The 22915-nt window shown below is 50.3% G+C and carries 21 protein-coding genes and 1 pseudogene; 21 read left to right on the top strand and 1 reads right to left on the bottom strand.

Features of this window, described 5'->3' with window-relative positions; translation table 11 throughout:
* The first annotated feature begins 170 nt into the window (after positions 1–170).
* Positions 171–812: a LysE family translocator gene (locus tag DB48_RS07125; RefSeq protein WP_041509605.1), complete on the top strand. Its 642-nt coding sequence runs from the start codon at positions 171–173 to the stop codon at positions 810–812.
* A gap of 9 nt (positions 813–821) precedes the next feature.
* Here DB48_RS07125 and DB48_RS07120 read toward each other — a convergent pair whose 3' ends face one another.
* Positions 822–1799: a nucleoside hydrolase gene (locus DB48_RS07120; protein WP_041509724.1), complete on the bottom strand. Its 978-nt coding sequence runs from the start codon at positions 1797–1799 to the stop codon at positions 822–824.
* A 204-nt stretch (positions 1800–2003) separates the two neighbouring features.
* On the opposite strand from DB48_RS07120, the gene ubiG reads away from it, so the two are divergent.
* From ubiG to glmS, 20 genes and pseudogenes are all read left to right on the top strand, one after another.
* Complete coding sequence (gene ubiG / locus DB48_RS07115) at positions 2004–2822, top strand: bifunctional 2-polyprenyl-6-hydroxyphenol methylase/3-demethylubiquinol 3-O-methyltransferase UbiG (RefSeq protein WP_052813698.1); 819 nt, start codon at positions 2004–2006, stop codon at positions 2820–2822.
* A 202-nt stretch (positions 2823–3024) separates the two neighbouring features.
* Positions 3025–3465 carry an FMN-binding protein MioC gene (mioC, locus tag DB48_RS07110; RefSeq protein ID WP_041509604.1) on the top strand — a complete coding sequence of 147 codons (441 nt, stop codon included), beginning with the start codon at positions 3025–3027 and terminating at the stop codon, positions 3463–3465.
* 479 nt (positions 3466–3944) lie between these two features.
* On the top strand, positions 3945–5834 hold the full coding sequence (mnmG, locus tag DB48_RS07105; protein WP_041509603.1) for a tRNA uridine-5-carboxymethylaminomethyl(34) synthesis enzyme MnmG: 1890 nt from the start codon (positions 3945–3947) through the stop codon (positions 5832–5834).
* Between the two features lie 102 nt (positions 5835–5936).
* Positions 5937–6560: a 16S rRNA (guanine(527)-N(7))-methyltransferase RsmG gene (gene rsmG, locus DB48_RS07100; protein ID WP_041509602.1), complete on the top strand. Its 624-nt coding sequence runs from the start codon at positions 5937–5939 to the stop codon at positions 6558–6560.
* A gap of 259 nt (positions 6561–6819) precedes the next feature.
* On the top strand, positions 6820–7608 hold the full coding sequence (locus tag DB48_RS07095; protein ID WP_041509601.1) for a ParA family protein: 789 nt from the start codon (positions 6820–6822) through the stop codon (positions 7606–7608).
* Positions 7609–7618: 10 nt separating this feature from the next.
* A pseudogene (locus DB48_RS07090) lies at positions 7619–8496 on the top strand (ParB/RepB/Spo0J family partition protein).
* A gap of 225 nt (positions 8497–8721) precedes the next feature.
* Positions 8722–9105 carry an ATP synthase subunit I gene (locus tag DB48_RS07085; RefSeq protein ID WP_011867642.1) on the top strand — a complete coding sequence of 128 codons (384 nt, stop codon included), beginning with the start codon at positions 8722–8724 and terminating at the stop codon, positions 9103–9105.
* Positions 9106–9117: 12 nt separating this feature from the next.
* Positions 9118–9912, top strand: coding sequence for a F0F1 ATP synthase subunit A (gene atpB, locus DB48_RS07080; protein ID WP_041509600.1), 795 nt, complete (start codon positions 9118–9120; stop codon positions 9910–9912).
* Between the two features lie 70 nt (positions 9913–9982).
* Positions 9983–10234, top strand: a complete 252-nt coding sequence (gene atpE, locus DB48_RS07075; RefSeq protein WP_011639455.1) for a F0F1 ATP synthase subunit C — start codon at positions 9983–9985, stop codon at positions 10232–10234.
* A 37-nt stretch (positions 10235–10271) separates the two neighbouring features.
* Positions 10272–10742: a F0F1 ATP synthase subunit B gene (gene atpF / locus DB48_RS07070; protein WP_041509599.1), complete on the top strand. Its 471-nt coding sequence runs from the start codon at positions 10272–10274 to the stop codon at positions 10740–10742.
* 14 nt (positions 10743–10756) lie between these two features.
* A complete protein-coding gene (atpH, locus tag DB48_RS07065; RefSeq protein ID WP_041509598.1) occupies positions 10757–11290 on the top strand; it encodes a F0F1 ATP synthase subunit delta in 534 nt (177 codons plus the stop codon).
* Positions 11291–11304: 14 nt separating this feature from the next.
* The gene (atpA, locus tag DB48_RS07060) at positions 11305–12846 is read left to right on the top strand and encodes a F0F1 ATP synthase subunit alpha (protein WP_041509597.1); all 1542 of its coding nucleotides are present in this window, start codon (positions 11305–11307) and stop codon (positions 12844–12846) included.
* A gap of 49 nt (positions 12847–12895) precedes the next feature.
* Complete coding sequence (atpG, locus tag DB48_RS07055) at positions 12896–13756, top strand: F0F1 ATP synthase subunit gamma (protein ID WP_041509596.1); 861 nt, start codon at positions 12896–12898, stop codon at positions 13754–13756.
* Between the two features lie 35 nt (positions 13757–13791).
* Positions 13792–15168, top strand: coding sequence for a F0F1 ATP synthase subunit beta (gene atpD / locus DB48_RS07050; protein ID WP_041509595.1), 1377 nt, complete (start codon positions 13792–13794; stop codon positions 15166–15168).
* A gap of 33 nt (positions 15169–15201) precedes the next feature.
* Entirely contained in the window at positions 15202–15630 is a 429-nt protein-coding gene (locus DB48_RS07045; RefSeq protein ID WP_011867635.1) for a F0F1 ATP synthase subunit epsilon, read from the top strand.
* A 166-nt stretch (positions 15631–15796) separates the two neighbouring features.
* Positions 15797–16150: a DsrE/DsrF/TusD sulfur relay family protein gene (locus DB48_RS07040; protein ID WP_041509594.1), complete on the top strand. Its 354-nt coding sequence runs from the start codon at positions 15797–15799 to the stop codon at positions 16148–16150.
* Positions 16151–16259: 109 nt separating this feature from the next.
* Positions 16260–17624, top strand: a complete 1365-nt coding sequence (gene glmU, locus DB48_RS07035) for a bifunctional UDP-N-acetylglucosamine diphosphorylase/glucosamine-1-phosphate N-acetyltransferase GlmU (protein ID WP_041509593.1) — start codon at positions 16260–16262, stop codon at positions 17622–17624.
* A gap of 208 nt (positions 17625–17832) precedes the next feature.
* A complete protein-coding gene (locus DB48_RS07030) occupies positions 17833–19971 on the top strand; it encodes a TonB-dependent receptor (RefSeq protein ID WP_041509592.1) in 2139 nt (712 codons plus the stop codon).
* A 148-nt stretch (positions 19972–20119) separates the two neighbouring features.
* A complete protein-coding gene (locus DB48_RS07025; RefSeq protein WP_041509722.1) occupies positions 20120–20890 on the top strand; it encodes a DeoR/GlpR family DNA-binding transcription regulator in 771 nt (256 codons plus the stop codon).
* A gap of 45 nt (positions 20891–20935) precedes the next feature.
* On the top strand, positions 20936–22765 hold the full coding sequence (gene glmS, locus DB48_RS07020) for a glutamine--fructose-6-phosphate transaminase (isomerizing) (RefSeq protein WP_041509591.1): 1830 nt from the start codon (positions 20936–20938) through the stop codon (positions 22763–22765).
* The last annotated feature ends 150 nt before the right edge of the window (positions 22766–22915 follow it).

Genomic DNA, 22915 nt, shown 5'->3' with positions numbered 1-22915 from the left:
AGAGCTGGGCAGGAAAACAGGCGCTAGCGACCATAGACAGTACCTATCAAGCGTAAAGCTTAGCTGCCAACGAGATAGCCGCTTTAACTAACAGATCACTGTTAATCTAACACTAACCCTGTACAATCCGCGCCTTGTTTGACCCTAGACGGCATATTTGTACACGCACCATGATAGATCTGGCACTACTCCCCCTCTACTTAACCACGGTAATCGCCCTACTCCTGATCCCCGGGCCCGACATGCTACTGATCGCCAGCTCGAGTCTCAGCTATGGTAAAAAGGTGGGCGTCTATGCCAGCTTCGGTAATGCTACCTCGGGATTGATCTTGACCCTGTTGGCGGCATTGGGTGTCTCTGCGCTGATCGCACTCAACCCGGTAGCACTCGAAGTGTTAAGGATCGCCGGCGGCCTCTACTTACTGAAGATGGGCTGGGACTGCATGCGCGCCGCCCCGAGCCAGGCACCAGAAATTGCAGAGCAGAATAAATTAGCCAAGCAGCTCTACCGCCGCGCGGTGATCAGCAACCTGTTAAACCCCAAGGCGCTGATCTTCTTCGTGTTGTTTTTACCTCAGTTTGTCTCCAGCCAACTGACTGCCAGCTCGGCGGAGCAGATGCTGGCCCTGGGATTGCTGCTCAACATCATGGGACTCAGCTTCAACCTCTTGCTGGTGGCCCTGGTTGGCAGCTTAGGCAAGAATCTGCTTAACAATGAAAAGTTCAGAGCCAATCAGAACAAGTTCATGGGGCTTATCTTCTTCGTCCTGGCCATCTGGCTACTGGCCTCACAGCTACAGAGCATAGGCTAGGCAGCCCTGTTACACCGAGACCCGCTTACCATAATCCACTAGAGTGTCCCAATAGAGGGCGAGTAATCGCTTGTCCTCCACTGCCACCCCGATGCGCTGAGACGGCTTGTCCTGCCACTCATCGTGGGGATACGGGCGGCCATCAAATTTCTGTATGGTATGGCCTTCGGCCGGCCCATCTGTGACCACACGTACCGGGCCCTCTCGCAGGGTAAACAGGCTCTTGTCGATCACATAGGCGATGGCCGATGGATCATGCACATGGCAGCCTTCCAGCCCCAACTTCTGGGAATAAAACTTGAGGTAGAAGCGGCTAATCTTCCAGATAAACTCACCCGGCTCCCCGGCCGCACCGCGCAGTTCATCGAGATATTGGCGGGTAAAGAAACTCTGCTGCGTCACATCCAGGCCTATGATGGTCGTTGGCCAACGCGCCGTGAAGACCAGATCCGCCGCATGGGGATCGTCATGGATATTGGCCTCGGCATAGGGCGTCACGTTGCCTCTGTGGCCGTTGACACCGAAGGCGCCGCCCATCACTACCACCTCTTTCACCAGATCCACTATATCCGGCGCCGCCTTGAGGGCGAGGGCCAAATTGGTCAGTGGCCCGACCGCTACCAGGGTGATCTCGCCGGGCTGAGATCGCACGCTATCTATGATGTATTGATAGGCGGGTCTTGGATCGGTCTTAAGATCTTCTATCTTAGGCGCGTGAAAGTCGCCAAATCCCGTCTCACCATGGACTATGGTTGTCGCCCCGACCGGCGGCCGCTCAAGGGGTTTGTCAGCGCCTTTAACCACATCGGCCTTAAGCGAATATTTCTTTTTTAAAAACAGCGCATTTGCCGTGGCATTTTCGATTGTCGCGTTACCATAGACACAGGTGATCGCCTCGAGGGAGATATCGGGATGCGCCTCGGCAAACAAGATGGCCATGGCATCGTCTATGCCAGGATCTGTATCTAAAATAATTTTCTGTACCATGATCTTCACTTCCTTGAACAGACGTATAAAGTGACACAAGCTTAGCCTGCTCCTGGACAAACTAACGTGATCCAGCTTTTAGCTCATCAAAGTCACCGGGAGCATCACCTATAATGCAGTGATAAATAGCGGTTCTCCTGTTTTTTGACTAGATGCTTAGACTCGAGTAGCCGCCTTTATCGCCACAGACTAAGGCATTAGCCCATGTTAGACAAAAGCCAACTGAGCCGCTTCAAGACCAAGATAGACAGCCAAACGGAGATCGCCAAGTTCGATGCCCTGGCGAACGAGTGGCGCGATCCCCAAGGTAAATTTAAGCATGTGCTCGGCTTTAACCAGACACGCCTCACGGCCATAGAAGATCAAATAGCCTGCCACTTTAACCGCGATCTCACCCAGGACATCCCCTTCGATGGGCTCTCGCTTTTAGATATCGGCTGCGGCGTCGGCCTCTTGTGTGAACCCTTAGCCAGCCAAGGCGCCCAAGTAACTGGAATTGATGCCAGCGAACACAACATCACCCTGGCCCGTCGCCACGCCAACAGCTGGTCAATTCCCATAGATTATCGCCACTGCTTAGCCGACGATCTGCCAAGGGATCAGCCTCAATATGATGTGATCTTAAATACCGAGGTGATTGAACATGTGGAGGATCAGGCAGCGCTGGTGGCCACCTGTTGCCATCTGTTAAAACCAGGCGGTCTCTTAGTGATGGCGACCCTTAATCGCACCCTGAGATCCTATATCATTGGCATAGTGGGCGCCGAGTACATCATGCGCTACCTGCCCATAGGCACACACGACTGGCACCATTTCGTTACTCCGAAGGAGTTAGACGAGATGCTCACTCCCCACGGACTGTCGACTAAGGCAGTCGAGGGAATGGTCTTTAATCCCTTCACCCGCCGCTGGAAGCTGTCCAGTAATTCGGCGGTCAATTATCTACTCTACGCCAGCAAGAGGGCTGCTAGAAGCCTAAGCCCTTTCAGCTCGCGAAATAAGCGATGCAGAGAAGACCGCTAGCAATAATTGGCTTATGATGGCTGCAATCCGCAACAGACAGCATTAGCTGTCTGCTTAGTGTCTGTTTATCTGTCTGGTTTATCTTGCTCAATCAAGGTGCATCTTGCGCGAGGCGAGAGGCATGAAACATAGTTGCACTATGTTAATAGCAATCAAGCAGGTAAACAGATACTAAGTTAACCATTTGAATTTAGGAAATATAATGGCAAAAATTGAACTTATTGTCGGCACCACTCTGGGAAGCGCAGAGTATGTCGCCGACGAGTTAGCCGCCCAATTGGAAGATCAGGGCCACGAAACCCAGGTACATCTAAAGGCAGAACTGAGCGATCTGGATCCCAAGAGCCTGTGGTTGATCGTCTCATCGACACATGGCGCTGGCGATCTACCCGACAATATCCAGCCATTTTTCGATGAGATCGACAGCAAAAAACCGGATCTGAGCCGAACCAAATACGCCTTATGCGCCATCGGCGACTCGAGTTACGACACCTTTTGTCAGGGCCCGGAGAAACTGATTGAAGTAATGGAAAATTGCGGTGCACAAGTCTATGTGGATAAGATCCAGATCGATGTGCAATACGATCCCATTCCCGAAGAGCCCGCCCAGGCATGGTTGAGCAGCTGGCAAGATAAACTTTAGATCCCCTCCCCCTTAATCAAAGCGATCTCACCCACAGATTAGATCTACCTTATCCACAAATTGCGATCTTAAATGATAAATATGTGGATAAGGTATTATTTTGATCTGATCTAACTCTGCATTATTCAACCCCTATCGACGAGTAAGATCGGCATTGTGGATAAGTAGGGGATCTACCCACAAGCTTATTTCATTTAGATCGCGATCAGATCACAGGATCGAATGCCTGTTATCTATTGATTTTAAATGATAAATAGACTTACCCACAGAAGATCGCGATCCTAATAGTAAACATAACAAAAGATCTATATAAAGATCTTAAGATCTATAAGCCAGATCCTTTGGCGATCGAAAGGCCTAAATTGATCTTTCACCTATGGCTTTCCAGATGCTAAAATACTCGGCTACTCGATGAGTAACTCTGTCCGATCTCAGGGCAGTATCATTTTTATTTTCGATATAGGTTTTAAGGTAATCTGATGCATTTTCATGAGCGGTTTGATGTAATTGTTGTTGGCGGTGGTCATGCAGGAACCGAAGCAGCATTGGCATCTGCTAGGATGGGATCCAAGACATTATTGTTAACCCATAATATCGATACCTTAGGCCAGATGTCCTGTAACCCGGCGATTGGTGGTATTGGTAAGGGTCACCTTGTTAAGGAGATCGATGCCTTAGGTGGCGCCATGGCCACTGCAACCGATCATGCCGGTATTCAATTTCGTACCTTAAACTCGAGTAAAGGCCCTGCGGTGCGTGCAACCCGTGCCCAGGCGGATCGCGCCCTCTATCGCGCCAAGATCCAACAGATCCTGCAAAACCAGCCTAATTTACGCCTGTTCCAACAATCGGTAGACGATCTAATCGTTGAGAATGATCGTGTTATCGGGGTCGTTACTCAGATGGGACTCGCCTTTGAGGCGCCTGCTATCGTACTGACTGCGGGAACATTTTTGAGCGGTAAGATCCATATTGGTCTCGAAAATTACAGTGGTGGCCGCGCCGGCGATCCACCATCGATCTCCCTTGCCGATCGTCTACGTGAATTACCGATTCGTGTTGGCCGCCTGAAGACAGGTACCCCACCGCGTATCGATGCCAACACGATTAATTTCGATCTCATGACTGAGCAGAAAGGTGACGATCCTTTACCTGTGATGTCTTTTATCGGTGACGTTAAGGATCATCCAAGGCAGATCTCCTGTTTTATTACCCATACCAATGAGCGTACCCATGAGATCATTCGTGGTGGCTTGGACAGAAGCCCTATGTACTCAGGGGTGATCGAAGGGATTGGCCCGCGCTACTGCCCTTCTATCGAAGATAAGATCAACCGTTTCGCCGATAAGAGCTCGCATCAGATCTTTATCGAACCTGAAGGCTTGAACACCAACGAGATCTACCCTAACGGGATCTCCACCAGCCTGCCTTTCGATGTACAGCTGAATCTGGTGCGCTCAATTCAGGGGATGGAAAACGCCGAGATCATTCGTCCGGGTTACGCCATCGAATATGATTATTTCGATCCGAGAGACCTGAAAAACTCTTTAGAAACCAAAGCGATTTCAGGTTTATTCTTCGCCGGTCAAATCAACGGTACCACGGGCTACGAAGAGGCCGGTGCCCAAGGTCTGTTGGCGGGTATGAACGCCTCATTGCAGGTACAGGGCAAAGAAGCCTGGTGTCCGCGTCGTGACGAGGCCTATCTCGGGGTATTGGTAGACGATCTGTCGACCCTAGGCACTAAAGAACCTTACCGTATGTTCACCAGCCGCGCCGAATACCGTTTGTTGCTACGTGAAGACAATGCCGATCTGCGTCTCACTGAGAAAGGCCGCGAGTTAGGACTGGTGGATGACGATCGCTGGGCTAAGTTCAATGCCAAACGTGAATCGATCGAGCTCGAGTTACAGCGTCTGCGTAGCCAGTGGATTCACCCTAATTCGCCACTAGTCGATGCGCTTAATCCGCATCTTAAGACGCCAATCACCCGCGAAGCCACCTTCGAGGAACTGCTGCGCAGACCCGAGCTGGATTACCCTAAGCTAATGAGTGTAGAGGGTTTTGGTCCGGCCATCGAAGATCAACGCGCCGCCGAGCAGGTGCAGATCCAGGTGAAATACTCGGGTTACATTCAGCGTCAGCAAGACGAGATCGACAAGGCGATTCGCCACGAGAAGACCGGACTGCCACAAGATCTCGACTATCAAGAGGTACCCGGTCTCTCCAACGAGGTGATCGCCAAGCTTAACGATCATAAGCCGGATACAGTGGGTCAGGCCTCGCGTATTTCTGGGGTCACGCCGGCGGCTATCTCGATCCTCTTAGTTCACCTGAAGAAACGTGGCCTGCTCAGAAAGAGCGCCTAAACCACTAAAAAATCTATTTTGATGACCGGGATGGGAGGTCTAACACTTCCCATCCCTGCGACTCGGCTTCATAATATCCCATTGTTTATCGAGGATACCCCAGTGTTAGCAGCCCAATTAGACAGCTATCTTGCCGACATGCAGATGACGGCTACTCCGAAGCAGAAGCAGCAATTGCTTGATTTTGTTGCCATGCTTGCCAAGTGGAACAAGGCCTACAACTTGACATCTGTACGGGATCCCGAGCAGATGTTGATCCGTCATGTCATGGATAGCCTAGCGGCTAGCCCTCATCTAGTGGGTGAGCGATTCATCGATGTGGGAACCGGGCCAGGCCTTCCTGGGATCCCGCTGGCCATCATGAATCCAGATAAAGAGTTTGTGTTGCTCGACAGCCTGGGCAAGCGGATTCGTTTTCAAAAACAGGTTCAATTTGAGCTGGCGATAGGTAATATTAGTTCGGTCGAGAGCCGGGTCGAAGCCTATCAACCCGAAGAGAAGTTTGATGGCGTGCTCAGTCGCGCCTTTGCGTCTATTCAGGACATGTTGCAGTGGTGCCACCATCTGCCAAAGCCCACAGGCTGTTTTTACGCCTTGAAGGGGCAATTGAGCGATGAAGAGATGGCGAACATGCCCGAAGGATTCGAGCTGACAGATGTCTTCGAACTGCGCGTACCTCGCCTCGACGAACAGCGCCACCTGCTACGGGTGGTCAAAGCGGCTTAGTCCCCTGGGTTAAGAGTTGCATTATTTAACCAGTTCAAGCAATTTGATGGAGCGTTTTATACCAATCACAGTAAGTATTTGATCAGAAATAGCGCAGGAAAAACGCTTGAGAACAAAGCAAGATTTTTAGATAAGTAGTTATTCTACAATTAAAAATATTAATGTAGTTATCGAGCGTTTTAACAAGCTAGAATGATCAATTATTTATTACGATTGGTATTACTATCTAATCGACGAACGTGATAGACAGGATGATATTGTGGGTAAAGTGATAGCCGTGGCCAACCAGAAAGGTGGCGTCGGAAAAACAACAACTTGTGTGAACTTAGCGGCCTCTCTGGCTGCCACCAAGCGAAAAGTGTTGCTTATCGATCTTGATCCTCAAGGTAATGCGACTATGGGGAGTGGTGTCGATAAGTACAGTGTCGAAAACACGGCCTATGAACTCTTGGTCGAGGAAAAGTCGGTGGATGAAGTGGTCTATCGCGACACTGCCGGCAAATACGATTTGATCGCCGGCAATGGTGATGTGACCGCGGCCGAGATCAAGTTGATGGAGTTCTTTGCCCGGGAGATCCGCCTGCGTAACGCCCTGGCTCCGGTCAAAGATTACTATGATTTTATCTTCATCGATTGCCCGCCTTCGCTGAACATGCTGACGGTTAACGCTATGTCGGCTGCCGATTCGGTGTTAGTGCCGATGCAGTGTGAATATTATGCGCTGGAGGGATTGACCGCCTTGATGGATACCATCAGCAAGCTGGCGGCCATGGTGAACCCTGGGCTTTCCATCGAAGGGATTCTGCGTACCATGTACGATCCCCGTAACCGACTCGCTAACGACGTGTCGGATCAGTTAAAACAGCATTTTGGCGATAAAGTTTATCGCACAGTGATCCCGCGTAACGTGAGGCTAGCCGAGGCGCCAAGCTTTGGTGCGCCCGCGATGTATTACGATAAGTCCAGCGCTGGTGCCAAGGCATATCTGGCGTTGGCAGGCGAGATCATTCGACGCGCTGAGCAGCATACTCAGTTAGAGCAAGCTTAAGGAACAACAGATGACACCCAAGAAACGTGGTCTAGGCAAAGGATTAGACGCACTGTTAAGCACTAGCCATGCGGCGGCAAAACAGGCCCCGAGTCAAGAGGCCGAACCGAGCAACAATGAAGAGCTCAAGATGATTGCCCTGGATCTGCTGCAGCCAGGCAAGTATCAGCCCCGTAAGGATATGTCGCCCGAAGCGCTCGAGGAGCTGGCAGAGTCTATTAAGACCCAGGGGATCATTCAGCCTATCGTGGTGCGCAAGGTGTCGGACCAGGGATATGAGATCATCGCCGGTGAGCGTCGTTGGCGTGCATCACAATTGGCCAAGCTCGACAAGGTTCCCTGCATCGTCAAACAGGTACCGGACGAGGCCGCCGGTGTTATCGCCTTAATCGAGAACATTCAGCGTGAAGATCTCAACGCGATGGAAGAGGCTATTGCGCTTGAGCGTCTGATCAAAGAGTTCGATCTGACTCATCAACAAACCGCCGATGCCGTGGGTAATCGCGCACGACTGTATCAAATCTTTTACGTTTGAATGGCTTAGAAGAGCCTGTTAAGCGTATGCTCGAGTATGGTGACATCGATATGGGTCATGCCCGAGCCCTGCTCGCATTACCCGGAGATGAGCAAACCAACCTGGCCAGAGCCGTGATAGCCAAAGAACTAACTGTTCGTGAAACTGAACGATTAGTGAATAAAACCTTAAATCCACCTGAAATTGTCGATAAACCCGCAAAAGATCAGGATGTCGCCCGCCTGGAGAGCCAATTAATTGAAAAATTAGGGGCAAAAGTTTCTATTAGCCATAACAAAAAAGGCAAGGGCAAAATGGTAATTAACTATCAAAATTTGGCTGAATTGGATGGTATTATTGAGAAAATCCGTTAATTAGCCCAAGTTAACGTAATATTATGTAACTTTGTGACATCTGTTAATCTTTCACTTTTAGACTTTTGGCGTAGATCACGTTAAAAGTCCCTATTTTTACTTACCTTGAACTTGCTTTGAATGTGCGAAAAGGTATACTTTCGCAAGCTTTTTGTACCTCTAAGATGGCCTGATAATTTGTCGTCCGGTCATAGAAACAAAAAGTAAGAATGCGGAGAAGATGAATTGAGCAAGGTTTTAGCACGTCGTGGCCGGTGGTCTGCCTATAAATTGGTGTTGATGCAGGCGGCGGTGGCTGGGGGTGTTTCGATTGTCTTTTTCGCCGTGTGGGGAGCTCAGTACGGACTGTCTGCGTTAGCAGGTGGCGCCATTGCTGTACTCCCTAATTTTGTATTCGCGACCCTCGCTTTTTCCCATACGGGAGCAAGTTCAGCAGGAAAAGTAATGAAAACTTTTTACTGGGGGGAAGCGGTAAAGTTGCTGTTAACCATAGCAATGTTTTCGCTGGTGTTTATCAATCTAAAAGTGGTCTTTATGCCGCTTTTTGTTTGTTATATCTCGGCGCTAATAGTGCATTGGACAGCTCCTTTATACTTCAAGCAAAGTTAAGTGGGATGAATCATGGCTGCAACTGGTGAAGCGTTAACACCGCAGGGCTATATCCAGCACCACCTTACCAACTTACATGTTGGTGAAGGCTTCTGGACATGGCACATTGATTCGTTGTTCTTTTCGGTTGGGCTTGGTGTTCTATTCTTGTGGCTATTCCGCAGCGTTGGCAAGAAGGCAACGACAGGTGTTCCCGGTAAGCTTCAATGCTTTATCGAGATGATCGTTGAATTCGTCGATGGCAGCGTGAAGGAAACCTTCCATGGCCGCAATCCTGTTATTGCTCCGTTGGCACTAACGATTTTTGTGTGGGTATTCATGATGAACTTCATGGATATGATTCCAGTTGACTGGATTCCTGAGCTGGCAGCTGCTGCCGGTATCCCATACATGAAAGTGGTTCCAACGACCGACCTAAACATCACCTTCAGCTTAGCTATCGGTGTGTTTGTGCTGATTATCTACTACAGCATCAAGGTCAAGGGCGTTTCAGGTTTTGTTAAAGAACTGACATTACAGCCTTTTAACCATAAGGCAATGATACCCGTCAACCTCCTATTAGAGTCGGTTACCCTCATCGCTAAGCCTATTTCATTGGCATTGCGTCTGTTCGGTAACTTGTACGCAGGTGAGTTGATCTTCATCCTTATTGCGCTGATGTATGGTGCTAACTTGGCGTTATCTACCCTAGGTGTGACTCTACAACTAGGTTGGTTAATCTTCCATATTTTGGTTATCACTCTGCAGGCGTTTATCTTCATGATGCTGACGATCGTATATCTCAGCATGGCGCATGAAGATCATTAAGGGTTGCTGAAGAAATTTTTTTTAAGCTAAATCACAAACTAACTAAAGATTTAGAATATTGGAGATAGAGATGGAAACTGTATTAGGCATGACAGCTATCGCTGTTGCTCTACTGATTGGTATGGGTGCTCTAGGTACCGCTATCGGTTTCGGCCTACTAGGTGGCAAGTTCTTGGAAGGCGCTGCGCGTCAACCAGAAATGGCTCCTATGCTACAAGTTAAGATGTTCATTGTTGCTGGTCTATTGGATGCGGTAACCATGATCGGTGTAGGTATTGCACTATTTATGCTGTTTACTAACCCACTGGGTGCAATGCTGTAATCAACGCTTCTGTCTTTAATCTAAATAGGAGGCTGTTGTGAATATCAACGCTACCCTAATCGGTCAGACGGTTGCCTTTATTATCTTCGTGTGGTTCTGCATGAAGTTTGTTTGGCCCCCTTTGATGAATGCCATCGAAGAGCGCCAAAAAAGGATCGCCGACGGTCTAGCTGATGCTGATCGTGCTGTAAAAGACCTAGAGTTGGCACAGGCGAAAGCCACTGACCAACTAAAAGAAGCTAAGGCAACTGCTAACGAGATCATTGAGCAAGCTAATAAGCGTAAAGCTCAGATTGTCGATGAGGCCAAAGCCGAAGCAGACGCTGAGCGTGCGAAAATCATCGCTCAGGGTAAAGCAGAAATTGAAGCTGAACGTAATCGCGTGAAAGAAGACCTGCGTAAGCAAGTCGCTGCTCTGGCTATCGCCGGTGCAGAGAAGATCCTTGAGCGTTCGATTGATGAAGCCGCCCACAGTGACATAGTTAACAAACTAGTTGCTGAAATTTGATTAGGGAGTGAGTTATGGCTGAATTAAGCACCATCGCTCGTCCTTACGCAAAGGCAGCATTTGACTATGCTATTGAGAAAAATGCAGTAGAAAGCTGGGCACAAATGCTTAGCTTTGCCGCTCAAGTCAGTGAAAACGAGACGATGAAGCCGCTGCTGTCTGGTGCTCTCGCGAGCAGCCAGCTTGCCGACCTTTTCATTAAGGTATGTGGTGAGCAGATCAATGAGCAAGGTCAAAATCTGATAAAGGTAATGGCTGAAAACGGTCGTTTGGAAGTACTTCCTGCTGTATATGAACTCTTTCATGAGTTCAGCAACGAGTGGGCGAAAGAGGTTGAAGCAACTGTTGTTTCTGCCACTGAGCTTAGCGCAGAGCAACAGCAACAAATTAGTGCTTCTCTAGAAAAACGTCTCACACGCAAAGTTAAGCTGAATTGCAGCGTAGATGCCAGCCTGGTGGCTGGTGTAATCATCACGGCAGGTGACCTAGTCATAGATGGCTCGGTCAGCGGTAAACTAAACCGTCTGTCTGATAAGCTGCAGTCGTAATTGGGAGTTTGAGCATGCAACTGAATTCCACTGAAATCAGCGATCTGATTAAACAGCGGATCGAGCAGTTCGAAGTCGTTAGTGAAGCTCGCAACGAAGGTACTATCGTTGCAGTGAGCGACGGCATTATTCGCGTTCACGGCCTTGCCGATGTAATGCAAGGTGAGATGATCGAACTGCCTGGTAACCGTTATGCGATCGCGTTGAACTTAGAACGTGATTCTGTCGGTGCCGTAGTTATGGGTCCTTATGCCGATCTGGCAGAAGGCCAAAAAGTTAAGACAACTGGTCGTATCTTGGAAGTGCCTGTTGGCCGTGGTCTACTAGGCCGCGTCGTTAACACTCTGGGCCAACCAATCGACGGTAAAGGACCTATCGACAACGATGGTTTCTCTCCTGTTGAAGTGATCGCACCAGGCGTTATTGAACGTAAGTCGGTTGATCAGCCAGTACAAACTGGTTATAAAGCCGTTGACTCTATGATCCCAATCGGTCGTGGTCAGCGTGAGCTGGTCATCGGTGACCGTCAGACTGGTAAGACAGCACTGGCGATCGATGCCATCATCAACCAAAAAGATTCAGGCATTAAGTGTGTATACGTAGCGGTAGGCCAGAAGGCTTCTACCATCGCTAACGTGGTACGCAAACTTGAAGAACACGGCGCACTGGCTAACACAGTGGTTGTTGTGGCTACAGCTTCTGAAGCTGCGGCGCTACAATACCTGGCTCCGTACTCAGGTTGTTCAATGGGTGAATACTTCCGTGATCGTGGTGAAGATGCGCTGATTGTATATGATGATCTTTCTAAGCAAGCTGTTGCTTACCGTCAGATCTCATTGCTACTGAAGCGTCCACCAGGACGTGAAGCATACCCAGGTGATGTTTTCTATCTTCACTCTCGTCTACTTGAACGTGCTTCACGCGTTAACGCTGAGTACGTTGAGAAGTTCACTAATGGCGAAGTTAAGGGCAAAACTGGCTCTTTGACTGCACTGCCTATTATTGAAACTCAAGCGGGTGACGTATCTGCATTCGTACCGACCAACGTAATTTCGATTACCGATGGTCAGATCTTCCTTGAAACTGACCTATTTAACTCAGGCCTACGTCCTGCGGTTAACCCAGGTATTTCGGTTTCTCGTGTTGGTGGTGCGGCTCAGACTAAGATCATCAAGAAACTGTCAGGCGGTATCCGTACTGCACTTGCACAGTATCGAGAGCTTGCAGCGTTCTCTCAGTTTGCATCTGACCTTGACGATGCAACTCGTGCTCAGCTTGAGCATGGTGAGCGTGTTACCGAACTCATGAAGCAGAAGCAATACGCGCCAATGAGCGTAGCCGACCAGTCTGTGTCTATTTTCGCAGCTGAAAAAGGTTACCTAAAAGGCGTTGAGCTGAACAAGATCGGTGATTTCGAAGCTTCTTTGCTCTCTTACATGAACAGCGAGCATGCTGACCTAATGAAGACTATCAACGAGACTGGCGACTACAACGCCGACATCGAAGGTGGTTTGAAGGCTGGCCTCGACAAGTTCGTAGAAACCCAAACCTGGTAAAGACACGGAGGTGTCTTAAGGCACCTCAGGTCCAGATTGGAGAGTAAAGATGGCCGGCGCTAAAGAGATTAAAACCAAGATCGCGAGTGTTCAGAACACTCAGAAGATCACATCCGCAATGGAGATGGTTGCAGCCAGCAAAATGCGCAAGGCGCAGGAACGCATGGCAGCGAGCCGTCCATACGCGGAAAATATGCGTAAGGTGATCGGTCACGTGGCGCAGGGTTCTCTCGAATATAAGCATCCATATTTGGAAGTGAGAGAAGCCAAGCGAGTTGGTTACATTGTTGTGTCAACCGACCGTGGTCTTTGTGGTGGTCTTAACGTCAACCTATTTAAGAAGGTTGTCGCGGACGTGAAGAAGCAGCGTGAAGCCGGAGCGGAAGTTGAATTCTGCCCAATCGGTGCACGCAGCGTACAATTCTTCAACAGCTTTGGCGGAAAAGTGTCTGCTCACACGTCAGGACTCGGCGATGCTCCTAAGCTCGCTGACCTGATCGGAACAGTACGCGTAATGCTAAAAGCATACAACGAAGGCACGCTAGACCGTCTGTATGTGGTATTCAACAAGTTTGTGAACACCATGAGCCAGACGCCTGTGATCGAACAGCTGCTACCTTTGCCTAAGTCAGAAGATGATGAGATTGCTCATCACTGGGACTACCTATACGAGCCAGATCCAAAAGAACTTTTGGAAACCTTATTGGTTCGTTATGTGGAGTCGCAAGTGTATCAAGGTGTTGTTGAAAACATCGCATCAGAGCAGGCAGCCCGTATGGTTGCTATGAAGGCTGCGACAGACAACGCTGGTGAACTTATCGATGACTTGCAGTTGGTCTACAACAAGGCCCGTCAGGCTGCGATTACGCAGGAACTGTCGGAAATTGTTTCTGGTGCCGCTGCGGTTTAGGCTGGGTAACGAATACAAGTTTTAGAGGATTAATCATGAGCACAGGTACTGTTGTCCAAGTAATTGGCGCGGTTGTGGACGTTGAGTTTCCACATGATGCCGTACCTCAGGTCTATGACGCTCTAGAGATCAAAAGTGAAGGCTTGGTGCTGGAAGTTCAGCAGCAGCTTGGTGGTGGTGTAGTTCGTACCATCGCTATGGGTTCTTCTGATGGTCTGCGTCGTGGTATCGAGGTAGTAAACACAGGTTCACCTATTACTGTTCCGGTTGGGAGTGCAACTCTTGGCCGTATCATGAACGTACTAGGTCAGCCAGTTGATGAAGCGGGTGAAATTGGTGAAGAAGAGCGTTATGAAATTCACCGTGAAGCGCCTTCATATGAAGATCAATCAAACACCACTGAACTTTTAGAAACTGGTATCAAGGTAATCGACCTTGTATGTCCGTTTGCTAAGGGGGGTAAAGTAGGTCTGTTTGGTGGTGCGGGTGTTGGTAAGACAGTTAACATGATGGAACTGATCAATAACATCGCTAAAGCACACTCTGGTTTGTCAGTATTCGCCGGTGTAGGTGAGCGTACTCGTGAGGGTAACGACTTCTACTACGAGATGGAAGAATCTGGCGTACTCGACAAAGTGGCCATGGTTTATGGTCAGATGAACGAGCCTCCAGGAAACCGTCTTCGCGTGGCACTGACCGGTCTGACTATGGCTGAGAAGTTCCGTGACGAAGGTAAAGACGTACTATTGTTCGTCGATAACATCTATCGTTACACCTTGGCGGGTACCGAAGTATCTGCACTGCTAGGCCGTATGCCATCAGCGGTAGGTTACCAGCCAACACTGGCTGAAGAGATGGGTGTTCTTCAGGAGCGTATTACCTCTACTAAGACAGGGTCTATTACCTCTGTTCAGGCGGTATACGTACCTGCGGATGACTTGACGGATCCGTCACCAGCAACAACCTTCGCTCACTTGGATGCGACCGTTGTATTGTCACGTAACATTGCTTCTCTGGGTATCTACCCAGCGGTTGACCCACTGGATTCGACTTCACGTCAGCTAGATCCACAGGTTGTTGGCCAAGAGCACTATGACGTAGCAAGTGGTGTACAGAACGTACTACAGCGCTATAAAGAGCTGAAAGACATCATCGCGATTCTGGGTATGGACGAACTATCTGATGAAGATAAGACTACCGTTGCCCGTGCGCGTAAGATTGAAAAATATCTTTCTCAGCCATTCTTCGTAGCAGAAGTATTCACCGGTTCTCCAGGTAAGTACGTTTCCCTTAAAGACACTATCCGTGGCTTTAAAGGTCTATTGGAAGGTGAGTTCGACCACATTCCAGAGCAAGCGTTCTACATGGCAGGTTCAATCGACGAAGTTATCGAGCGAGCTAACAAAAAATAATCAGGCATTAGCTTGATATTTTAAGGAGAACGGATGGCAGCCATGACAGTACAACTTGATATTGTAAGCGCAGAAAGCAGCATCTTTTCGGGTCTAGTAGCACACCTACAAGTCTCAGGTGCTGAGGGTGATTTAGGCGTTATGCCTGGCCACGCGCCTCTGCTTACGCATATCAAACCTGGCATGGCGCGCATCGTCAAGCAAGATGGTAAAGAGGAAGTGTTTTACCTTTCGGGTGGTATCCTGGAAGTACAACCTTTCTCAGTATCCGTATTGGCTGACGTAGTATTGCGTGCCGAAGAGATTGATGAGCAGGCAGCCGTAGAAGCCAAGCGTCGTGCAGAAGCCCATATGGCTAACGCAGGCGCAGACTTTAACTATGCCGCTGCAGCGATTGAATTAGCTCAGGCTATCGCTCAATTGCGCGTTGTAGAGACCATCAAGAAGAACATTGCCAGATAAGGTTATTGTTTGATGATAAAAGGCGGAAACCGCGAGGTGACCGCCTTTTTTGTATCTGTTTTTCTTCCCCAAACTTTCTATTTGCTTCCTTTACGTGATCGGGCCAGACGTTTAGCACTGATTGCAATGATAGGCTAATGCTCCTGTTTTCACTGGAGGATAAGCCATGCAACAAGTCTTGATCGTCGTCAACGATGCACCCTATGGGTCGGAGAAACTCTTTAACGCCCTACGCCTGGCGATACAGCTCAATGAGCAGACCCCAATGCCTAAAGTTAAACTGTTTCTCTTGTCTGATGCCGTGACGGGGGTGTTACCAAGGCAACAACCGGGTGAGGGCTACAACCTACAGCAGATGCTAGAGATAGTACTGGCGCAGGGAGCCGAGGTGAAGTATTGCACCTCCTGTGTGCAGGCTCGAGGCCTCACCGAACTCTCTGTTATCGAGGGATGTATGAAGGCCACCATGGATGACCTCGCGCTCTGGCTGCTGGAGTCGGACAAGATAATCAACTTCTAAGCGGCTTAAAGGCGTGCCGTGTTCGCTTTTGCTGGCGCAATCTATTAAAATCAGCCGACTTAATTTGCATTATCTTCTGTATTAGCAGTAATCACCCAAGGATATCTCCATGGCACTGAACGTCGTTATTTTGGCCGCAGGCAAAGGGACTCGCATGCGCTCAGACCTTCCTAAGGTTCTCCATCCCATCGCCCACAAGAGCATGGTGCAACATGTGATAGACACCGCACATCAACTGGGAAGCGAGGCTATTCAGCTGGTGTACGGATACGGTGCCGATAAGCTTAAGGCCCGCCTGGGCGAGCAAGCGCTGAACTGGGTGTTACAAGCAGAGCAATTAGGCACCGGCCATGCGGTGGCGCAGGCAAACGACAACATTAACGATGATGACACCGTGCTGATCCTCTACGGTGATGTGCCTTTGATTCAGGATTCAACTCTAGAGGCGCTACTGGGTGCACGTGACGATAACGGCCTGGCTATTCTTACCGTGAACTTGCCGGATCCTACTGGCTATGGTCGCATCGTGCGCGAGGCGGGTAAGGTCGTCGGGATTGTCGAGCAGAAAGATGCGAGCGAAGAGCAGTTAAGCATCAAGGAGATCAACACGGGTATCATGGCGGCGCCGGGCAAGCAGCTAAAGGCTTGGTTGAGCCAGCTGTCGTCGGATAATGCTCAGGGCGAATATTATCTTACCGATATCGTGGCCATGGCTCATCGTGATGGCGTGAGTATCACCACGGCGCAACCCGCTTCGGCCATCGAGGTGGAAGGGGCCAATAATCGCGTACAGCTGGCCCAACTGGAGCGTGCCTATCAGGCGCGAGCCGCCGAAAAGCTGATGTTCGAAGGGGCTAACCTGCGCGACCCTGCCCGTATAGACGTGCGCGGCGAGGTGACGGTCGGTATGGATGTGATGATCGATGTGAATGTGGTCTTCCAGGGCAAGGTCACAATAGGTAATAACGTGACTATCGGCGCCGGCGCCATCTTAATTGATTGTGAGATAGGGGATAACGCCGAGATTAAGCCTTATTCTATTATCGAAAATGCGATTGTGGGTGAAGCCGCCAGTGCCGGTCCTTTTGCCCGCCTACGTCCAGGCGCCGAGCTCAAGCGTGATGCGCATATTGGCAACTTCGTCGAGATGAAGAAGGCCGTGCTGGGGGAAGGCTCCAAGGCGGGTCATCTGGCGTATATCGGCGACGCTCAAGTAGGGGCTGGCGTTAATATCGGCGCAGGTACCATCACCTGTAACTATGATGGTGCCAATAAGCACCTGACGGTGATCGAAGACGATGTATTTGTCGGCAGCGATACTCAGCTGGTGGCACCAGTCACCATAGGTAAGGGGGCCACCTTAGGTGCGGGCTCAACCATCACCCGTGACGTGGCGGCCGATGAGTTGGTGATCACCCGCGTTAAGCAGCGTCATCTGACGGGCTGGGCACGCCCGGTGAAGCAGAAGAAATAGGCTGACTGCAGCGAAAGAAGCGACCCAGGTGGTCGCTTTTTTTATGCCTGTTTGTGCCAATGGAGGGAGAGCAAGTATCTGAGCGGGCTAATTTAGTGAAGGAGATCTCCCTACAGTGTAAAGGGATGTAAATAAGCTTAAATAAAAACAATTCTCATTTATATTTGTCGCAACTTTCGTTTACTTGTCGTTTAGTGGTGAGGTTTGCATGTCATTTAAGCTATGTTCGTTTAACTATTCTCCTGTCGGATTTGCGGTACTGGCCGCGCTGACGGCTACGCCCGCATTGGCTGATGATGCCGAAAGCAGCCTAGTCGAAGCAAATATCGAACGCATTACCGTGACGGGGCGAACCTTTAACGACTATAAGGTTGGGGTCGCCTCGGGTGCCATGCGCGGCGACATAGATCTGATGGACACGCCACAGTCTGTGGCTATCATCCCCAACTTTGTGACCGATGAACAACTAGCGACTAACCTGTCTGAGGTGCTGGTGAACGACTCTAGCGTGACCAGCGGCAGCGAGAAGTGGAATCGCCAGGTATTCAACATACGTGGCTTCGAACTGTCATCTGGCTCAGGCTATCTGATCAATGGTCAGCAGCAGTGGTCTCACTATGTTCAGCCTATTGAGACCCTACAGCAGGTCGAGGTATTAAAGGGACCATCTAGCATGCTCTATGGTCAGTCTGGCCCTGGCGGTCTGATCAACATGGTCACCAAGAAACCAACCTATGACACCTTGTTCAACCTGGGGTTCGATACCGATGAACATGGTTCGACGCGTTTTCAACTGGATGCTGGTGGTAGCCTGAACGAAGCCCAGACGATTCGTTATCGCAGTGTACTGGTTAAGCAAGATACCCAATACTGGCGGGAGTACCAGGATGGCACTAACCAAGAGCGCGATCGCTGGTTAGGCTATCTGAACCTTGAGTTTGATATCACAGACGATCTCATGTTGTCGCTTAAGTATGACCATACCCAGGACAAGACGGGGATCGACCGCGGTGGCTGGTTAAATAGCGATGGTGAGTTAATAGGTGGCAGAGATATTATCTGGGATATGCCCTGGGCCTTTACCGACAACACTATTTCAAACCTGGGCGCCGAGTTGACCTATCATATCAGCGACGACTGGCAGGTTAAGGCCGGTTATAACGACCAGCAATTTAATCGCCGCCGCTTGGACTCTTTACCCAGTCTGGTGAAAGGGTCGGAAGATCCCTTTACCGATGGTTACACCATTAGTCCGTTCGACCGTTATGACGACTGGCAACATAAGACGGGCTTCATCGATTTCACAGGCATAGTTAATACGGGTAACGTTGAGCATCAACTCTTGATTGGCGCCAACATGCTGGACTACTACTATGGCCAGCTAAAAGAGGCGGGTGACAAGAATCAGCTGGTGATGCCGGGTCAACCTGTACCTAAACCCGATCTCGATTATCATCGTGATACCACTAAGTCTGAGTCAGACTACAAGCACTATGGCTTCTATATTCAGGATCTGATGACGCTTAACGAGCAGTGGCAATTGCTGGCTGGTGTGCGTTACGACGAGCAGAAGAAGGATGGCAAGGGCAACAACAGCTATGCGGTATCGCCTAAGTTTGGGGTGATCTACTCGCCTGCAGTCAATGGCAGCATTTACTTTAACTACTCTAAGAGCTTCACGCCCCAGGGCATGGTGAATGATCCAGAAGATGTGAACGATCAGATGAACCTGGATCCCGAATATGGCGAGCAGTATGAGGTCGGTACCAAGTGGGAGCTATTCGATGGCAGCCTGCTGTTAACCGGTGCCCTGTTCGATATTACGGTATCCAATGTGACTGTGACTCAAGATCTCGACGTTACCCCTACCAGCGGCGACAAGACGATTACCACCCAATCCGGTGAGCAGCGCCATAAGGGTTTCGAGATGGGCGCCCAGGGACAGCTGAGCGACAAGTGGTTTATGACCGGCTCTATGATGTATCTTGATGCACAATACAAGCGCCCAGAGCAAGACAGCCTAGATGGCAAGACACCTGTAGATGCACCCGAATGGTCGGCTAACATCTGGACTCGCTACGAGATGACAGAAGACTTGGCATTTAACTTTGGTGCCATCTATGTCGGTGAGCGATTTGCCAATACGGACAACACCATTACTAAAGACGCCTACGTGCGTTTCGATGTCGGCGCCGCCTATACCATGGATCTCATGGGCAGCGATGTCAGCGTGCGACTAAACGTGAAGAACCTGTTCGATACCGACTATCTGGCTGGTGGCACCAATACCGATGTCACCGTCGGCGAGGGCCGTCACTTCGGACTGGCGCTGGAAGCTAAGTTCTAGATTTACCCTGCCTAATTCAAGGTGCCGAGCCGCTATCTTAGATAGCGGCTTTTTTGTTTTTAGCTTAGTTTTACGTCAATAGGGCTGGTAAAAAAGTTTCGAATCACTATAATTCATCTTTCGAAACGAAACTTAAGTGAAACTCTTTGTGAATAAACGAAACACCCAGCAGCGCCGCCATAGCATCATTGCCGTCTTGAACGAGACCGGCGAGGTGAGCGTGGATGAGCTGGCCAATCGTTTCGAGACCTCTGAGGTCACCATACGTAAGGATCTGGCTGCGCTGGAGAAAACCGGCCTGCTGCTGCGTCGTTATGGTGGCGCCGTGGCTATCCCGGATGAGGTCACTCAGCAGTTCAGCGCCAAGATAGCACCTAATAAGCTATCGATTGCCGAGGCGGCGGCCAGGCTGATCAAAGACCATAACCGCATCATTATCGATAGCGGTAGCACCACCTCTGGCCTGGTACAGCAACTTAACGGCAAGCGGGGCCTGGTGGTGATGACCAACTCGCTGCAGCTGGCCAATGCCATCCACGAGCTGGAAAACGAGCCGACTCTGCTGATGACCGGCGGCACCTGGGATACTCACTCCGAGTCTTTTCAAGGTCAGGTGGCCGAGCAGGTACTGCGCTCCTATAACTTCGATCAGCTGTTTATCGGTGCCGATGGTATCGATCTTGCCCGAGGAACCACCACCTTTAACGAGCTGACCGGCCTTAGCAAGGTGATGGCCGAGGTTTCTCGTGAGGTGATAGTCATGGTGGACTCCGACAAGATAGGGCGGCGCATTCCTAACCTGGAACTGGCCTGGCAGCAGATAAGCGTGCTCGTAACCGACGATAGAGTCGATGAGCAGACGGTAAAACAGATTAGTGAGCAGGGGGTTGAGGTGATCCTCGCACCCTACTCGAAATAGCATTTAAATTTTATTTTCATATTAGTGAGTAAGTAGGAAAAAACTATGTGCGGAATCGTTGGCGCAGTGGCGCAAAGGGATGTTGCGGAAATTCTACTCGAGGGGCTACGCCGCCTCGAATATCGTGGTTACGACTCTGCCGGTGTGGCGGTGATCCACAACAATGAACTGGCAAGCACGCGCCGTGTGGGTAAGGTGCAGGAGCTGTCTAGCGCCCTGGAACAGGCACCGCTCGTCGGCGGTACGGGTATCGCTCATACTCGCTGGGCGACCCATGGCGAACCTAGCGAGCGTAACGCTCACCCTCACCAGTCGAGTGGCGACATTGCCGTGGTGCATAACGGCATCATCGAAAACCACAACAAGCTGCGCGACATGCTAAAGGGCTTGGGTTATACCTTTAACTCAGATACCGACACCGAAGTGATCTGTCACCTGGTGCATCATGAGCTTAAGTCTCACGACACCTTGCTAGGCGCGGTGCAGGCAACGGTTAAACAACTCGAAGGTGCCTACGGCACGGTTGTGATCGACCGTCGTGACAGCGAGCGCATGATAGTCGCGCGCTCAGGCAGCCCATTGGTGATAGGTTTCGGTTTGGGTGAAAACTTCGTCGCCTCAGATCAGTTGGCGTTGCTACCAGTTACCCGCTCGTTCGCCTTCCTCGAAGAGGGAGACGTGGCCGAGGTGACTCGCCGCACAGTGAGCATCTTCGATGTCGATGGCAATGCGGTCGAGCGTGAAGTGAAAGAGTCTGAAGTGACCCATGATGCCGGCGACAAGGGCGAATACCGTCACTATATGCTTAAAGAGATCTATGAGCAGCCTCGCGCTATCGCTCATACTCTTGAGGGACGCATCGCCGGTGGCCATGTGCTGGATTCTGCCTTCGGTGAAAACGCAGCCGAATTCCTAAAAGATATCAAACACGTGCAGATCATTGCCTGTGGTACCAGCTACCACGCGGGCATGGCGGCACGTTACTGGCTCGAGGATTGGGCCGGTGTCTCATGTAACGTCGAGATCGCCTCAGAGTTCCGTTACCGTAAGTCGCACCTGTTCCCCAACAGCCTGTTGGTGACTATTTCGCAATCGGGTGAAACTGCCGATACTCTGGCGGCGCTTCGTCTGGCCAAAGATATGGGCTACAAGGCGACTCTGACCATCTGTAACGCACAGGGTTCGTCACTGGTTCGCGAGTCGGATATGGCCTATATGATGAAGGCCGGCGCCGAGATTGGCGTGGCCTCAACCAAGGCCTTTACCGTGCAGCTGGCTGGTCTTTTGATGTTGACTGCCGCCATCGGTCGTCACAACGGCATGTCTCCCGAGATGCTCGCCGAGATCACCCAGAGCCTGCAGTCTATGCCGGCTAAAGTAGAGCAGGCGCTAGGCTTGGACGATGCCATCGCCGAGTTGGCCGAAGACTTTGCCGACAAGCATCATGCCCTCTTCCTGGGTCGTGGCGATCAATATCCTATAGCGATGGAAGGTGCGCTCAAGCTTAAGGAGATCTCCTATATCCACGCCGAGGCCTATGCCTCTGGTGAGCTCAAGCATGGCCCGCTGGCGTTGATCGATGCCGACATGCCGGTGATCGTCGTGGCGCCAAACAACGAACTGTTGGAGAAGCTCAAGTCGAACGTCGAAGAGGTGCGTGCCCGTGGTGGCCTCATGTATGTATTTGCCGACAAGGATGCCGAGTTTGAGTCGGATGACACCATGAAGGTGATCCCTGTGCCACACTGTGACGACTACATGGCGCCGCTCATCTACACGATTCCATTGCAGCTGCTGTCTTATCATGTTGCCTTGATCAAGGGCACCGACGTGGATCAGCCGCGTAACCTGGCAAAATCGGTAACGGTTGAGTAAGTTACACTCTTAGTTAAATAACCCTTAGTAAAAAGCAGCCTGTCCATAGGCTGCTTTTTTTGTGCCTTGCTACTGCTCAATATTGTTTCAATTTTTTATCTATCACTCCCTTGACCTGTGTCTAACACATAGGTTTATAGTCAGAGCATG

This window comes from Shewanella sp. cp20, from assembly GCF_000832025.1.
GTDB lineage: Bacteria > Pseudomonadota > Gammaproteobacteria > Enterobacterales > Shewanellaceae > Shewanella.
This window is presented reverse-complemented; position numbering and strand designations above follow the sequence as displayed.

Coding starts and splice junctions, on each gene's coding strand:
- DB48_RS07125 (WP_041509605.1), top strand. CDS start 171: ATGATAGATCTGGCACTACTCCCCCTCTACTTAACCACGGTAATCGCC.
- DB48_RS07120 (WP_041509724.1), bottom strand. CDS start 1,799: ATGGTACAGAAAATTATTTTAGATACAGATCCTGGCATAGACGATGCC.
- ubiG (WP_052813698.1), top strand. CDS start 2,004: ATGTTAGACAAAAGCCAACTGAGCCGCTTCAAGACCAAGATAGACAGC.
- mioC (WP_041509604.1), top strand. CDS start 3,025: ATGGCAAAAATTGAACTTATTGTCGGCACCACTCTGGGAAGCGCAGAG.
- mnmG (WP_041509603.1), top strand. CDS start 3,945: ATGCATTTTCATGAGCGGTTTGATGTAATTGTTGTTGGCGGTGGTCAT.
- atpB (WP_041509600.1), top strand. CDS start 9,118: ATGGCTGCAACTGGTGAAGCGTTAACACCGCAGGGCTATATCCAGCAC.
- atpE (WP_011639455.1), top strand. CDS start 9,983: ATGGAAACTGTATTAGGCATGACAGCTATCGCTGTTGCTCTACTGATT.
- atpH (WP_041509598.1), top strand. CDS start 10,757: ATGGCTGAATTAAGCACCATCGCTCGTCCTTACGCAAAGGCAGCATTT.
- atpA (WP_041509597.1), top strand. CDS start 11,305: ATGCAACTGAATTCCACTGAAATCAGCGATCTGATTAAACAGCGGATC.
- atpG (WP_041509596.1), top strand. CDS start 12,896: ATGGCCGGCGCTAAAGAGATTAAAACCAAGATCGCGAGTGTTCAGAAC.
- atpD (WP_041509595.1), top strand. CDS start 13,792: ATGAGCACAGGTACTGTTGTCCAAGTAATTGGCGCGGTTGTGGACGTT.
- DB48_RS07045 (WP_011867635.1), top strand. CDS start 15,202: ATGGCAGCCATGACAGTACAACTTGATATTGTAAGCGCAGAAAGCAGC.
- DB48_RS07040 (WP_041509594.1), top strand. CDS start 15,797: ATGCAACAAGTCTTGATCGTCGTCAACGATGCACCCTATGGGTCGGAG.
- glmU (WP_041509593.1), top strand. CDS start 16,260: ATGGCACTGAACGTCGTTATTTTGGCCGCAGGCAAAGGGACTCGCATG.
- DB48_RS07030 (WP_041509592.1), top strand. CDS start 17,833: ATGTCATTTAAGCTATGTTCGTTTAACTATTCTCCTGTCGGATTTGCG.
- glmS (WP_041509591.1), top strand. CDS start 20,936: ATGTGCGGAATCGTTGGCGCAGTGGCGCAAAGGGATGTTGCGGAAATT.